12 protein-coding genes and 1 tRNA gene are annotated in these 13,904 nt (G+C 65.7%); 7 read left to right on the top strand and 6 right to left on the bottom strand.

The genetic code is table 11. The features are described from left to right. Nucleotides 1-48 precede the first annotated feature (48 nt). Together ACFVMC_RS10565 and ACFVMC_RS10560 are read left to right on the top strand one after the other, a co-directional pair. Nucleotides 49-936: an alpha/beta fold hydrolase gene (locus ACFVMC_RS10565; protein WP_379208846.1), complete on the top strand. Its 888-nt coding sequence runs from the start codon at nt 49-51 to the stop codon at nt 934-936. Nucleotides 937-992: 56 nt separating this feature from the next. After that, nucleotides 993-2,045: a DoxX family membrane protein gene (locus tag ACFVMC_RS10560; RefSeq protein ID WP_379209517.1), complete on the top strand. Its 1,053-nt coding sequence runs from the start codon at nt 993-995 to the stop codon at nt 2,043-2,045. 48 nt (nt 2,046-2,093) lie between these two features. On the opposite strand, the gene ACFVMC_RS10555 is transcribed toward ACFVMC_RS10560, so the two are convergent. Beyond that, complete coding sequence (locus tag ACFVMC_RS10555; protein ID WP_379208844.1) at nt 2,094-2,897, bottom strand: nuclear transport factor 2 family protein; 804 nt, start codon at nt 2,895-2,897, stop codon at nt 2,094-2,096. Between the two features lie 93 nt (nt 2,898-2,990). Here ACFVMC_RS10555 and ACFVMC_RS10550 point away from each other — a divergent pair, with 93 nt between their 5' ends. Further along, nucleotides 2,991-3,782, top strand: a complete 792-nt coding sequence (locus ACFVMC_RS10550; RefSeq protein ID WP_379208843.1) for a 3-oxo-5-alpha-steroid 4-dehydrogenase — start codon at nt 2,991-2,993, stop codon at nt 3,780-3,782. On the opposite strand, the gene ACFVMC_RS10545 is transcribed toward ACFVMC_RS10550, so the two are convergent. From ACFVMC_RS10545 to ctaD, 3 genes are all read right to left on the bottom strand, one after another. Continuing rightward, nucleotides 3,770-4,228, bottom strand: coding sequence for a DUF2231 domain-containing protein (locus ACFVMC_RS10545; protein WP_379208841.1), 459 nt, complete (start codon nt 4,226-4,228; stop codon nt 3,770-3,772). The genes ACFVMC_RS10550 and ACFVMC_RS10545 overlap by 13 nt on opposite strands. A gap of 70 nt (nt 4,229-4,298) precedes the next feature. Continuing rightward, nucleotides 4,299-4,502: a hypothetical protein gene (locus tag ACFVMC_RS10540; protein ID WP_379208839.1), complete on the bottom strand. Its 204-nt coding sequence runs from the start codon at nt 4,500-4,502 to the stop codon at nt 4,299-4,301. 161 nt (nt 4,503-4,663) lie between these two features. Next, nucleotides 4,664-6,349 (bottom strand): cytochrome c oxidase subunit I, encoded by a 1,686-nt coding sequence (gene ctaD, locus ACFVMC_RS10535; protein WP_379208838.1) that lies wholly within the window; start codon nt 6,347-6,349, stop codon nt 4,664-4,666. A gap of 236 nt (nt 6,350-6,585) precedes the next feature. Between ctaD and ACFVMC_RS10530 the strand changes: the two genes are divergently transcribed. Together ACFVMC_RS10530 and ACFVMC_RS10525 are read left to right on the top strand one after the other, a co-directional pair. Beyond that, nucleotides 6,586-7,875 (top strand): cytochrome P450, encoded by a 1,290-nt coding sequence (locus tag ACFVMC_RS10530; RefSeq protein ID WP_379209515.1) that lies wholly within the window; start codon nt 6,586-6,588, stop codon nt 7,873-7,875. A gap of 214 nt (nt 7,876-8,089) precedes the next feature. Further along, on the top strand, nt 8,090-8,371 hold the full coding sequence (locus tag ACFVMC_RS10525; protein ID WP_379208836.1) for a hypothetical protein: 282 nt from the start codon (nt 8,090-8,092) through the stop codon (nt 8,369-8,371). A gap of 170 nt (nt 8,372-8,541) precedes the next feature. Here the strand turns inward: ACFVMC_RS10525 and ACFVMC_RS10520 are convergent. Beyond that, a tRNA-Met gene (locus ACFVMC_RS10520) sits at nt 8,542-8,615 on the bottom strand. A gap of 611 nt (nt 8,616-9,226) precedes the next feature. Here ACFVMC_RS10520 and ACFVMC_RS10515 point away from each other — a divergent pair. Both ACFVMC_RS10515 and ACFVMC_RS10510 read left to right on the top strand, forming a co-directional pair. Next, nucleotides 9,227-9,775 carry a transglycosylase family protein gene (locus tag ACFVMC_RS10515; RefSeq protein WP_379208834.1) on the top strand — a complete coding sequence of 183 codons (549 nt, stop codon included), beginning with the start codon at nt 9,227-9,229 and terminating at the stop codon, nt 9,773-9,775. A gap of 204 nt (nt 9,776-9,979) precedes the next feature. After that, entirely contained in the window at nt 9,980-10,222 is a 243-nt protein-coding gene (locus ACFVMC_RS10510; RefSeq protein ID WP_379208832.1) for a hypothetical protein, read from the top strand. 548 nt (nt 10,223-10,770) lie between these two features. On the opposite strand, the gene ACFVMC_RS10505 is transcribed toward ACFVMC_RS10510, so the two are convergent. Further along, entirely contained in the window at nt 10,771-13,773 is a 3,003-nt protein-coding gene (locus tag ACFVMC_RS10505; RefSeq protein ID WP_379208831.1) for a UPF0182 family protein, read from the bottom strand. Between the last annotated feature and the right edge of the window lie 131 nt (nt 13,774-13,904).

Here is a 13,904-nt window from a genome sequence, read left to right as displayed (position 1 = left end):
GGAAGCAGGGCGGGGCGCAGCGAGGCCTCCCGATCGCAAGGAGGCGATGTGGCCACTTTCGCGCACCACGGACGCAGCGTGGTCTACGACCGAGCCGGTAGCGGCGCGCCGGTCGTCCTGCTGCACAATGCCGGCGCCTCCCGCCGGATCTGGACCGATCAGTTCGACGAATTGCAGTGCGACCACGAGGTTTTCGCGCTGGATCTGCCCGGCTACGGCGAATCCGAACAGCCCGCCGCCGGTTACCGGCTCGACGACTACGTGCATCTGCTCGACGCGTTCCTCGCGGCTCATCGCCTGCGTGAGGTCGTCCTCGTCGGCAACTGCCTCGGCAGCGCGATCGCACTGAGCTACACCATGACCCGCCCGGCCGCGTCGGTGCGGGCGCTGGTGCTGATCAATCCGCTGACCTGGAACACCGTGTCCAAGGGCAGGCAGGCACCGCTGGCCTGGCTGTCGGCCACCCTGCCGCTGGCGCCGCTGGCCCGTCGCCTCACCCTGCCCGATCGGATCGCCGGCCTGATCATCGCCAATCAGCTGGGCCCGCGTGGCCGCGACCGCAAACTCCAGGACTCGCCCACACTCCGCGGTCCGTGGGGCGACACCGGACGGCTCCTTGCCCTGGATCGGCTCGTGCAGGACTTCCCGTCCTTCCGTGCCCTGGACAGCTTCACGCCCGGACCCGGCTTTCCGCCGATCTGCACCCTCTGGGGCGCGCGCAATCGCATCCTGTCCGCCACGGCGGGAGCCGAGCTCGGCGCGCGGACTCTGCACCCGCACACCAGCGTGGTGCTACCCGATTGTGGGCACCTGCCCATGCTGGAGGATCCGGCCACAGTGACCGCCACCATCACCGAGTTTCTCGCGGCCCTACCGGAGAAATCCGGATCAGCGCAGGTAGAAGCCGTGTCGTCCCCAGAAGATGGGGGCGTTTGACGGCAGAATGCGCGGGAACCCGACCATCAAGCCACCGAGGAAAGGGTTTGCCCGTCATGCTCCTGCGCCGACTAGCCCGACCACTACTCGCGACCACCTTCATCGTCGACGGTGTCGATACGCTCATCCATCCCGCGCCCCGGGCGAAGACCGCCGCCGCGCTCGTGCAGCGCGGCGAACGTACGCTGCCGGACAGGTACGCGGCCAAACTACCCGCCGATCCGGGCGTGTTCGTCCGGGTCAACGCGTTCGCTCAGGTCTCCGCCGGTGCGCTGCTCGCGCTCGGTAAAGCGCCGCGGCTGGCGTCACTGGTGCTCGCCGCGACCGTCGTCCCGGCCACGGTCACCGAGCAGAACTTCTGGGACGAACCCGATCCGGACCGCAAGGCCGCCAAGCGCGCCGCGTTCCTCAAGGACGTCAGCCTGCTCGGCGGATTGATGATCGCCGCCGCCGACACCGCGGGCAAACCGTCGCTGGGTTGGCGTGGCCGAAAGGCCGCCTCCGCCGCCGCGGCCGCCCTGCCGTTCACCGGTGGCGCGGATCCGCAGACCGCCGAGGTGCTCCGGGAACGCGCGCACGACGCGGCTCTGCGCGCCCAGCGTTTCGGGGCTATCGCCGCCGCCAAGGGCGGAGAGTTCGCCGAGACCGCTCAGCATCGCGGCGCCGAATTCGCCGAGATCGCCCAGCATCGCGGCGCCGAACTAGCCGAACTCGCCCGCCAACGCGGCCCGGAACTGGCCGAACGCGCCCAGCATCGCGGCGCTGAACTCGCCGACCTGGCCCGGCAACGCGGCCCGGAACTCGCCGAACGCGCGCGGCGGCGGGGGCCCGAGCTGGCCGAACGCGCGCGGCAACGCGGACCCGAACTCGCCGAGGTCGCACGGCGGCGGGGGCCCGAACTCGCCGAACGCGCCAGGCATCACGCACCCGAACTCGCCGCCTCCGCCCGCGAACACGGGTCCGAATGGGCCGAGTATGCCCGGGAGCACGGCAGCGAATGGGCCGACCTGGCCCGTAAACGCGGCATCGAGTTCGCCGAGCTCGCCCGGGTGCGCGCCGCTGAGCTCGCCGAAACCGCCCGCGAACGCGCCGAATCCCGCCGCCGCTGAGCGCCGGTAGCCGGGCTCGGATGTCGCCGTCCGGGCCCGGCTACGGCATCACTGATCCAGAAAGACTGTCACCGCGCTGATCCGGCGACCGCTCGGTGCGAAATCGACGAATGCCACTCCGCGTGCACCGTCGAGCTCGACCGACGAGGAAACGGTACGACCTGCAGCGATCAGCTTGTCCCACCGCATATTTCGCGTCCGATTGGTGAATTCCTCCACCGAAATGCCGGCGCCGGGGCTCAAGTGGACGGCAGCGTCGACGAGAAACTCCCGGACAGTGCTGATATCGGTGCTGGCTGCCGCCGAGAACAGCTGCACCACAGTCTTTTTCCCGGATCGCCCGACTCCGCGTAGTGCGCGCAGCAGCCCGAGCATGCCACCGACGCCCTGGTTGGCGATCAATTGCGGTCCGAGTTTCATCGAAGCGGTCAACCCGGCGATGCCGGTGCGCAGCATCAGCTGGGTGACCATGGCGGTGAACTCCCAATGCGCCGCCAGGCGAACGATTTTCCAGGCGCCGTCGATCTCGGCCAGGTCGTAGCGCAGGTGCATCGGCACCCGCACGACGGCCCCGGTGGACATGGTGGTCTCGATGAACAGATCACGCACCACCGTCTGCTCGCCGACCAGGTCACGCGCCACCTCGAAGGCGATGCCGTTGGGCGCGATGAAGGTGTCGTAGAAGCGTTCGATGGCGGCCGTGCCGTGGTGCGGGCGGGCGCCGACCGGGTCGTCGACTTCGGCGTCCGCGGCGAACAGATCCACCCATGCGGTTTTGTCGTGCGCCGCGACGGCGCGCGGTGAGGCCTGTACCGCTGCGAGCAAGGCCTCGGCAGTCGGGTGCAACGCCATGGGGATTCCTTCACGGTCGTGGTCCAGGACTGCGCCCCATGGTAGAACATGTTCTAATTCAGCGGCGAGATGTTTCACCTTTCAAGGATTTCGATGGACTGGTACACCGGGAACACCACCTACGACACCGTGCTCACGGTCGCCTTCGCCTTCGCCGCCTTCGTACTGGTCGGCGGCCTGTTCGCACAGAGCCCCTACGGTCGCTTCGCCTCCACGAAAGTCGGATTCAATCTGAACCCGAAACTGGGCTGGTGGCTGATGGAGATCCCCGCGACAGTGGTGTTCGCGGTGTTCTATCTGACCGGGCCGAACCGATTCGAGCCGGTACCGTTGGTGCTGGCCGCGATCTGGCTGCTGCACTACGGCAATCGCGGCTGGTTCTTCCCGCTCTCCATCCGGCAGGTGCCCGGCAAGCGCAGCAGTTTCAATGTCTCGGTCATGGCCGCGGGCATGTTCGTCACCAGTCTGCACGGCTATCTGAACGGATCGTTCTTCAGCCACGACTACCTGAACCAGTACGGCACCGAATGGCTGACCGATCCGCGCTTCCTCGGCGGACTGGTCATCTACCTGGGCGGATTCACCCTGCTGGTGCGCTCGGAATGGATCGTGCGCAACCTGCGCGACAAGAACAATCCCGGCGCGACCGAATACCGGATCCCGTTCGGCGGCGGCTTCCGTTACGTCACCAGCCCCGCCTATCTCGGCGAACTGCTGGCCTGGGCCGGATTCGCGCTGCTCACCTGGAACCTGGCCGGCCTGGTCATCTTCCTGATCACGGCGGGCAACCTGGTCCCGCGCGCCTTCGCCACGCACCAGTGGTACCGGGAAAAGTTCGCCGACTACCCGGCCGAACGAAAAGCGCTGATTCCCTATGTCATCTGACCCCACACCGCCCGCGAACCCGACTCACCGACCCGGTAGATCTGCACCGTGGCGGCGATGCTCACGACGATGGTGAGCACGGCGATCACCCAGACGATCTGGCGGTTCAACGGCTTTCGCCGCCGCTCCCGGATCTGGACCACCAGCAACGCCGCCGCCGCGACGAGCAACGGCGCCACGAAGTAGTTCATGGCGCCGCCGAGATCGGTGTGCTGCTGTAGCAATTCCGAAGGGCTGAACCGCTTTTCGAACGTCTCACCCGCCGCGATCGCGACCGGGGTCAGCGCCGCGGTCACGACGGCAAGAACGACCGCGGGCCCGATCAGGCGCTGACGCGCACCGGGCCAGACCGCGCACAGCACCAGCGTCAGCGCGGTCAGCGGCACGAAAACCACGATGACGTGCACCAGCAGTACATGGGCGGGCAGACCGTTGATCGTCGACATGTGGGCACTCCCCCTTCGGTTCGGCCTCGAGTATCCGCCGATTCGGCCGCTACCGTGCGGAATACGGCGCTCAGTTCATCGCGGGGTCCGGTAGCGCTCCTTCGGCGGCGCGGACACGCTCGCTGACTCGGGTGAGCAGGTCGATGGATTCATCGGAGAGGCCGATGGCCGCGCGGACGAGCCGGCGCAGCGGCGGATTGGACAGCTGCCGGACGAGGACGAGGTCATGATCGCGGTCGTGGCCGCGATGGTCGAGATCCACAGGGGTGCTCACAATCTGATTACTCAGGTGAAAAGACGCTCTGGTTGTAGGCGTGACGGGGGTAGTGAACTACTCCGCTAGGGGAATCCGGTCGCGGGCATGACATAGCCACGGCGACGCACACTGCCGCCCGCGGCCACCGTGGCCGCGAACCGATGCCGGGCGATGCCGGATCACTGCTTGGCGCCCCAGCCCACATGCGCCTCGGCGCGGTTGCGTTCGATCATGTGCGGGTAATGCAGATCGAACGCCGGACGTTCGGATCGGATGCGCGGAAGTTCGTAGAAGTTGTGCCGCGGCGGCGGGCAGGTGGTGGCCCACTCCAGCGAATTGCCGTAGCCCCAGGGGTCGTCCACGGTCGCGACCTCGCCGTAGCGGTAGCTCTTGAAGACGTTCCAGATGAACGGCAGCATCGAGGCGCCGAGCAGGAACGCGCCGATCGTGGAAATCGTATTGAGCGTGGTGAATCCGTCGCCGGGCAAGTAGTCGGCATAGCGGCGCGGCATGCCCTCGTTGCCGAGCCAGTGCTGCACCAGGAAGGTGGCGTGGAAGCCGAAGAAGGTGGTCCAGAAATGTAATCTGCCCAGGCGCTCGTCCAGCATGCGGCCCGTCATCTTCGGGAACCAGAAATAGATGCCGGCGAAGGTGGCGAACACGATGGTGCCGAACAGCACGTAGTGGAAATGCGCGACCACGAAATAGCTGTCGGTGACATGGAAGTCGAGTGGCGGCGAAGCGAGAATCACGCCGGAGAGGCCGCCGAACAGAAAGGTGACCAAGAAGCCGAGCGAGAACAGCATGGGCGATTCGAAGGTGAGCTGTCCGCGCCACATGGTGCAGATCCAGTTGAAGAATTTCACCCCGGTCGGAACGGCGATGAGGAAGGTCATCATCGAGAAGAACGGCAGCAGAACGGCACCCGTGGCATACATGTGGTGCGCCCACACGGCCACCGACAGCGCACCGATTGCTAGCGTCGCGTAAACCAGTGCGCTGTAACCGAATATGGGTTTGCGACTGAATACCGGGAAGATCTCGCTGACGATGCCGAAGAACGGCAGCGCCACGATATAGACCTCGGGGTGGCCGAAGAACCAGAACAGATGCTGCCAGAGCAGCACACCACCGGTGGCCGGATCGTAGATGTGCGCGCCCAGATGCCGATCCGCGAACAGACCCATCAGGGCCGCGGTGAGAATCGGGAAGGCAAGCAGCACAAGCACACTCGTCACCAGGATGTTCCAGGTGAAGATCGGCATCCGGAACATGGTCATGCCGGGCGCGCGCAGGCAGATCACCGTGGTGATCATATTGACGCCGCCGAGAATGGTGCCGACGCCGGAGACCGCCAGGCCCATGATCCACAGATCACCGCCCACGCCGGGCGAGTGCTGGATATCGCTGAGCGGGGTGTAGCCGGTCCAGCCGAAGTCGGCCGGACCGCCGGGGGTGAGGAAGCCGGCGGTAGCCAGGGTCGCACCGAACAGGTACAGCCAGTAGCTTAAGGCGTTCAGGCGCGGAAAGGCGACGTCGGGCGCCCCGATCTGTAGCGGCAGCACCACATTGGCGAACCCGAACAGGATCGGGGTCGCGTAGAACAGCAGCATGATCGTGCCGTGCATGGTGAACAACTGATTGAACTGCTCGGTGGACAGGAAATGTAAACCGGGACGGGCCAATTCGGCGCGCATGAGCAGCGCCAGCAGCCCGCCGATGAAGAAGAACGTCATCGCGGTGGTCAGGTACATGACACCGAGCACCTTGGGGTCGGTGGTGGTGATCATCTTCCACAGGTACGAGCCCTTCGGCCCGAGCCGGCGCGGATACGGCCGCACCGCCTGCACTTCTGCCACTGCCATGGTGGTCGCCACCTTCCGTAACGCCGACCAGCCTGTGACGGGGATTATGCGCCTTCTCGATCACCGACATGCGCGGTTTGGCGTGAACACATGGGATTACCGGGCGACCCGCGCCCACGGTAGGAGCGGATTCTCCGCCCCTGGTGTGATGTGGCGCGCGCGTGCCGCTCGTAGCGTTGAGCTGCGCCGACAGTGACGCGGCGCACTCGACCGACCGGCGGGGGCCGACAGTGCGGATGTGGATCCGATGGGCAGTCATCAACGGCGCGCCCGGCATCATGCTCAGAAAACAGGCGCGGAACGGCAATCCGCTCGCCCAATACCTCACCGATCCGGCGGCGCGGGAGAACCCCTACCCCTTCGGTGACCGGATCCGGGCACGGGGCCGGCTGCTGTCCGTGCCGTACGCGTATGTGTCGGCGGATCACGAAATCTGTCGAACCATTCTGCGGCACAAGGATTTCGGAGCCACCGCACCGGCCGCCTTCGATGTGCCCGCGCCGGTCAAATGGGTGATCCGGGCGACCGATCCGAAGCTGGCCAGCCCGGTGGAGCCACCCGCCATGCTCATGGTCGATCCACCCGAGCACACCCGTTACCGCAAGCTGGTCGCCCAGGCGTTCACGCCGCGCGCGGTGACCCGGCTACGGGACCGGATCGGCGCGGTCACCTCCGACCTGCTCGATGAGCTGGAACAGCGTGAAAATCCAGATGTGATAGGTGATTTCGCACTACTGCTGCCGATCGCGATCATCTCCGAGATCCTCGGGATCCCCGCCGAGAAGCGCGACGACATGCTCGAGGTCGGGCACGCGGGGTCACCGCTGCTCGATATCGGCATCCCGTGGCAGACCTTCCGCGACGCCAACGCCGCGCTGCGCGAGGCGCAGGACTACATGACCGAGCACATCGCGGCGCTGCGCGCCGATCCCGGCGACAATATCCTCAGCGATCTCGCGACCGGCGGTGAGCTCACCGATACCGAATTGCTGTACAGCGCTGCCCTTATCGCGGGCGCCGGGTTCGAGACCACGGTGAATCTGATCGGCAACGGCGTCATGGCGCTGCACCGGCACCCCGACCAGCTCGCGCTGCTGCGGGCGGAGCCCGCCCGCTGGCCCGCGGCCGTCGAGGAGATACTCCGCTACGACAGCCCCGTCCAGATGACCTCACGAACGGCCTTGCGCGACATCGAGATCAATGGCATTCGCATTGCCGAGGGCGAGATGGTGGCCCTGCTGATCGGCGCGGCGAACCGCGACCCGCGGGTGTTCGACAAGCCGAACGCCTTCGACATCACCCGCGGTAATGCCCGCGAGCACCTGTCGTTCAGCAGCGGTGTCCACGCCTGCCTCGGCGCCAGCCTGGCCCGGATGGAGGGCGCGATCGCACTGGGGGCCCTCTACGAACGTTTCCCCGACCTGCGCCTGGACGGCACCCCACAGCGCCGTGGACTTCTGAATCTTCGTGGGTACCAGCGTATTCCGATCTCGATCGGCACGCGGAGCCAGTTGGCCGCAGGATAGGTGATCACCGCGCGTTGACAGCCGCCACAACCCGACCTCGGGCGCGCGCTACACCACCACCACGTGGACCGTTCGAGTCGACGGCGCGCACGAGACCGAGACGACCCGAACTGTCAGCCACCAGGGCCCGAACGATTTCGTCTGCGACCTCACCCACGGCGCGCGCACCCGCACCGGCGAGGAGGATCCGGACGCGGCACGCGCATTCACCGGCGTGTGGGGCTACGACGCACAGAATCCCAGGACCGGCGCGAACACCTACCCCGACACCGGCACCAACCGAACCACGCCGCACACCGGAATCGTCGCGCTCACAAGTAATTACGGCAATCGCCTGACCGCGCACACCGACGACGGATGCGAATGGAGCATGGTGGCGCGCGGCACTACCGCGAAATTGGATCCGCCGATACAGACCTGCACGCTCGGCGACGCGGCTGTCACCCTCCGGTACTGGACCATCGCCACCGACGGGCAGGGCAGACATCCCTGCTGACCGACACCGACCGGTCCGGCAGTGGATTCGTGATCAACGGTGATCCGACTCGCCGCTAGCGTCGGGGTCGGGTTCCGGCTCGAGGGCGGCGGCGAAGGATTCCTCAGAACATCGGAGGATTACGGTACTAACAAAAGGCCCGGAACCAGTGGTTCCGGGCCTTTTCTTTGTAGCGGGGACAGGATTTGAACCTGCGACCTCTGGGTTATGAGCCCAGCGAGCTACCGAGCTGCTCCACCCCGCGTCGGTAAACACCAGATTACACACGTCTACGTATGGATTGCAAATCAGCGGGCCGGCGTGGCGCTTCGACTCACCGACATCGCGTTGACCTCGGCAGATCGAGCACCCGAGGCGGTTCGCCACCTCGCTCGCCGTCCGGGTTCGGATCCCGACTCGCGGCGCTCGCCGACTCGCACCCGAGGTTCGGCAAATCTAAAGGGTGAGCATTTCGGTTCGAATTACCCGTTTTGCGAGATTTCGAACAACCGCGCGCGCGTTTTCGATCTAGATACCACGATTCAAACGTGCCCCGCATCACATTTGCACTGTGACGCCCAGCACAAAGTGATGCTATAACCAACCGTCCAGAATCCGTTCATCGAGCATTGGCGACCTGCGCCAATACCGACAAACGCGTTATTCGCTTCATGCAATTCGCACGTTATCAAGACGTGATCTGCCGAGATTTGTTCGTTACCGTCGTGCTCGGCCCGGAGGCAATCTGCGGATGGGCTAGAACTCGAACCGTCGCACGCCGGCGACCCTGTCCCGCGGTTCGAGGATCCCCGACCTCCTGGGGACAGGGCCACGACGCAGCGCGTCGCGGAGGTGGGCACAGGGAGGGAATCGAACATGTCTGAGAACCGGAAGATCAACGCTCGCGCCCTCGGCCTCGCGGCCGTGACCGGCGCCCTGGTGGCCGTCCCGTTCACACTCGCCACCGGTACCGCGTCGGCGGCCACCCACAACTGGGACGGCGTCGCCCAGTGCGAAAGCGGTGGCAACTGGGGTATCAACACCGGCAACGGCTACTACGGCGGCCTGCAGTTCAGCCACTCCACCTGGACGGCCAACGGCGGCACCGGCTACGCCCACAATGCCAGCAAGGCCGAGCAGATCCGCGTCGCGGAGAACGTGCTGAACACCCAGGGTGTCGGTGCCTGGCCGGTCTGCGGCCAGTACCTGTCGCAGGGCGTCTCCTCCGATCTCGAGCCGGAACCCGCCCCCGAACCCGCGCCCGCACCCGACGTGCAGGCTGCGCTCCCGAACTCCCCGCAGGCCGCCATCGAGCAGGCCAAGACCGTCGGCACCACCGTCGCCGAGCAGGCCGGAGTCAAAGACCTCTACCTCCAGCTGCTGGACCAGCACGCCCCGCTGATCGATGCGCTGGGCGGCAACTGAGACCAGCTGAACGAGCCGCCGACCCCGGCCCGTCCAGCCACTACAGGAACGGCCTCGCTGATCACTGGGGATCAGCGAGGCCGTTCCTGCGTCGGCACCGTCTGCCAGGTCCCTGCCAACCTCGCCGGACACCCGTGCCGAACCGAACCTCCTTGGAATACCTTGCATTTGGACGCTGATGTTCAATCACGAAAGGGAGGGACAATGGGTTCTAAGGTTCGTTGGGCGATCGGTATCGCCGCCGCTGTCTCCGGAACGTTGCTGGTGGCGCCGGGGACGGCATCCGCGCAGGGCTGCTTCAACTCGGCCGACAATTCCTGGTGCAGCTATGACGACTGCGTCATCGCGGTGACCTCCGCGAATCCCGATTTGAAGAAGGACTACCGCAAGTGGGTGTGCTTCCAGAGTGCCGACAACGGCCGGTGGTACTACAACTGGAACGGCTGATCGGTTGAGGTGACCCCAGAGTCGCCCCGCTGAAACAGGGATGCGCCGCCACATCGATGTGGCGGCGCATCCCTGTTTCAGCGGGGTGGTTGCAGTAACTCGTCGAGCATCGTTCGGTCCTCGTCCGACAGCGGCAACCGTGCAGAGTCACCGGCGGATCGTTGCGAGGACTGGTCAGCGGGGACTCCACTCCCCACAACGCATACACCAGCGCCCCCACCGAATCTTCGCCGAGCCCGAACCCATCGAACGGATCACTGCCACGGCCCAGACCGTTGATCCGCCACACACACCGCCAGCAGCCATTCGCGTCGTCGTAGACGGGTCCAGACGGTAAGGGGCACTCCATCGCGATCGCCGTAGCGACGGGTAGCGATCGGGTCGGAGGCCAACCGGCCGAAGTCGGTCATCGCATCTGCTGCTTGCGCTCAGCGGTCACACGCATTCGTTGAACAGGAACGGCCTCGCTGATCACTGGTGATCAGCGAGGCCGTTCCTGCACTGAAGGACAACGTCACCGGACGTGGTGGCGCATCCTGTTCCGGTTGCTACCGTCCGGCGTCCTGGTAAGCCTTGACGGCGGCTTCCAGATCGTCCAGTGCGCGGCCGAAGTCGGAGAAGTTTCCGGTCTTCATGGCGGCGCGGACGGCCTCGATCTTGCGGTTCAGTTCCGCGGCGGCGGCTTCCTTGGCGGCCGAGGAACCCGCGGGCGGAGTCACCGTGCCGGGGATCGGCTGATTCGGACCCGGTTGCGGCTGGGTGGCATCGGGCGCCGGGGGGAGCACCCCGGCCTTGGGGCGGGTGGCCGGATCGCCGCCGAACGGCGTGGCCAGTGCGCCCGCTCCCGGTAGCACCTGGTTCAGCGCCGCCGCGAAGGTCGAGGCGTAACCGACCTTCACACTTCCGGCCTCGTCGCGATAGCTCACCAGAACGCGCAGCAACTGCGGGAAGGTAGAGGTATTCGGACCGGTATTGCGTTCGTTGTAGAACGGCTCCACATAGAGGATGCCGCCATCGGCGATCGGCAGCGTGAGCAGATTGCCGTACTTGATCTTGTTGGAGTTCGACAGCAGCGTCTTCTCGCGGGCGACCTCGTCCGCCGTGGTCATCCGGTTCTGTGTCTGCTGCGGACCCTGGGTCTGGGTGTCGGTGGGCAGACGCAGAATCGTGAACTTCCCGTAGCCATCGGGATCCGACCGCACGGAGATATAGGCCGAGAGGAACTGCCGGTTGCCGAAGCCCACCATGGCGCTGGTCAGATTGAAGACCGGCTTACCGGTGGTCGGATCGCCGAGCAGCACATAGTACGGCGGCTGATTGGCCGAGCCGCCCTGGGTCTCGATCGTCGGATCGTTCGGCACCGCCCAGAACGCGTTGTTGGTGAAGAACTCTCGCGGATTGTCGACGTGGTACTTGGTGAGCATCTCGCGCTGCACCTTGAACAGATCCTCGGGGTAGCGGAAGTGCGCGCGCAACTCCGGCGAGATCTCGCTCTCCCCCTTCACGGCGTCGGGGAACACGCCACGCCACGCCTGCAGAACCGGATCCGAGCTGTCGGTTTCGTAGAGGGTCACCGTGCCGTCGTAGGCGTCGACGGTGGCCTTCACCGAGTTACGGATGTAGCTGACCTCCTTGCGCGGCAACAGCCGACCGGTCTTCTTGTCGATGCTGTCCTCGACCGCGCCATCCAGCGAGGTGGTCTGCGCGTACGGGTATTTGTCGAGCGTGGTGTAGGCGTCGACGATCCACTTGATCCGGCCCTCGACCACGGCGGGGTAGGCATTGCCGTCGGTGGTCAGCCATGGCGCGACCTTCTGCACGCGGTCGCGCGGATCGCGATTGAAGATGATCTTCGAGTCGCCGCCGATGGCTTCCGAGAACAGCAGATTGCGCTCGGCGTACTTGGCGGCGAAAGCCAAGCGGTTGAACCAGTTCCCGATGGGCACGCCACCGGCGCCGGTGTAGGTGTAGGAGGCGGTGTCCGAATCGTATTCGCGCGGAGCCTGCCCCTCGATGCCGCCGACGATGGCGTAATCGGCATTGGACTGGGCGATCATCTCACCGAAGTAGATGCGAGGCTGGTCGACCTTGATGCGCTGCTTGTCCGGCGCGGTGAACAGGTCGCTCACCATGAAGATCGGGTACCCGCTGTCGCTGGCCCCACCCGAATTCACACTCGTGTTCTCCGACTGCGGGTGGTTCACCCGGTTGGCCGGCGCGGAGACGAACCCGTTGCCGTGGGTGTAGACGGTGTGCTGGTTGATCCAGTTCGTCTGCCCGCCGCTGAGCGCCTGCGGGTTCAGTTCGCGCGCGGCAACGATGTAGTCCTGCACGTCACCGTTGAGGTTGTAGCGATCGATGTCCAGCGACTCGGGGAAGCCGTAGAAGTTCTTCAGCTGCTGCAACTGGGTGAACGTGGGCGAGAGGATGTTCGGATCGAGCAACCGGGCATTGGCGATGGTGGTGTGGTCGACCGGGACCTCGAGCGGGCTCTTCTTGCTGACGCCCTGATAGTCCTTGTAATCGATCTTGTCCTTGGTGATGCCGTACGCCTGCCGGGTGGCGGCGATATTGCGCTCGATGTACTCGGACTCCTTGTCCGCGGCGTTCGGGCGCACCGAGAACTGTTCCACGATCAGCGGATACACCGCGCCGACCAGGATCGAGGACAGCAGCAGCAGCGCCGCCGCCATGGCCGGAACTCGCAGATCGCGCAGCACGATCCCGGCGAAGAACGCGATAGCGCAGATCACCGCGATCGACAGCAGGATCAGCTTGCCGGGCAGCACCGCGGTGATATCGGTGGCCGTCGCCCCCTGGAAGGTCGGCGCCTTACGATTGCTGGAGAGCAGCTCATAGCGGTCGAACCAGTAGGCGGCGGCCTTGAGCAGCACGAAGATTCCGGCGATGACCGCCAGCTGGATCCGGGCCGGCCGGGTCAGCACGCCCTCGCGGCCACTGAGCCGCAGACCGCCGAAGACGTAGTGGGTGACCAGGCTGGCGAAGAACGCGATCACGACCGCGACGAACAGCCAGTTCAGCACCATGCGATAGAACGGCAGGTCGAAGGCGTAGAAGCCGATGTCGAGATGGAACTCCGGATCCTGCTGGTTGAAGTCACCACCGTTGAGGAACAGTTGCAGCGTCACCCAATTCGACTGCGCCACCAGCCCGGACAGCAGGCCGAGCAGCACCGGGATACCGACACCGAACAGCCGCAGCCGGCCCATCACCGTGGTGCGGTAGCGCGCGATCGGATCGTTGGGCCCGGCCACCGGCACGAATACCGGCCTGGTCCGATAGGCCAGCAGCAGCGCCAGCCAGACCACCAGACCGACGAACAGGCCGATCGCCACGAAAAGAATGACGCGACTGCGCAATACGGTGAGGTAGACGCTGCGATAGCCGACTTCGCCGAACCACAGCCAATTGGTGTACGTGTCGGTCAGCCGCGGTCCGAGCAGCAGAAGCGCCGCCAGAACGATGGCCGCCACCAGCAGCACTCGGCTGCGGCGGGACAACGACAAGCTGGTTGGGGGCCGCATGCCCACGATGCCACGCTCCAAGATCCGGCGGCGCCCGCACCCGTCTCCGGAAGGCGCCGCAGTCCGAATGTTCCAGCGGTCCACATGTGCTGACCGTCTCGCGACCACTCTACGGAAACGGACACCGAATGGTGCCC

Origin of the sequence: Nocardia sp. NPDC127579 (genome assembly GCF_042672005.1) — a bacterium.
Taxonomy (GTDB): Bacteria; Actinomycetota; Actinomycetes; order Mycobacteriales; family Mycobacteriaceae; genus Nocardia.
Note: the sequence above shows the minus strand (reverse complement) of the source record. Positions and strands in the feature narration are given on the sequence as shown.

What these genes read in the sequence shown, in the direction of transcription:
- ACFVMC_RS10560 (WP_379209517.1), top strand. Translation starts at nt 993, where the DNA reads ATGCTCCTGCGCCGACTAGCCCGACCACTACTCGCGACCACCTTCATC.
- ACFVMC_RS10555 (WP_379208844.1), bottom strand. Translation starts at nt 2,897, where the DNA reads ATGGCGTTGCACCCGACTGCCGAGGCCTTGCTCGCAGCGGTACAGGCC.
- ACFVMC_RS10550 (WP_379208843.1), top strand. Translation starts at nt 2,991, where the DNA reads ATGGACTGGTACACCGGGAACACCACCTACGACACCGTGCTCACGGTC.
- ACFVMC_RS10545 (WP_379208841.1), bottom strand. Translation starts at nt 4,228, where the DNA reads ATGTCGACGATCAACGGTCTGCCCGCCCATGTACTGCTGGTGCACGTC.
- ctaD (WP_379208838.1), bottom strand. Translation starts at nt 6,349, where the DNA reads ATGGCAGTGGCAGAAGTGCAGGCGGTGCGGCCGTATCCGCGCCGGCTC.
- ACFVMC_RS10530 (WP_379209515.1), top strand. Translation starts at nt 6,586, where the DNA reads ATGTGGATCCGATGGGCAGTCATCAACGGCGCGCCCGGCATCATGCTC.
- ACFVMC_RS10515 (WP_379208834.1), top strand. Translation starts at nt 9,227, where the DNA reads ATGTCTGAGAACCGGAAGATCAACGCTCGCGCCCTCGGCCTCGCGGCC.
- ACFVMC_RS10510 (WP_379208832.1), top strand. Translation starts at nt 9,980, where the DNA reads ATGGGTTCTAAGGTTCGTTGGGCGATCGGTATCGCCGCCGCTGTCTCC.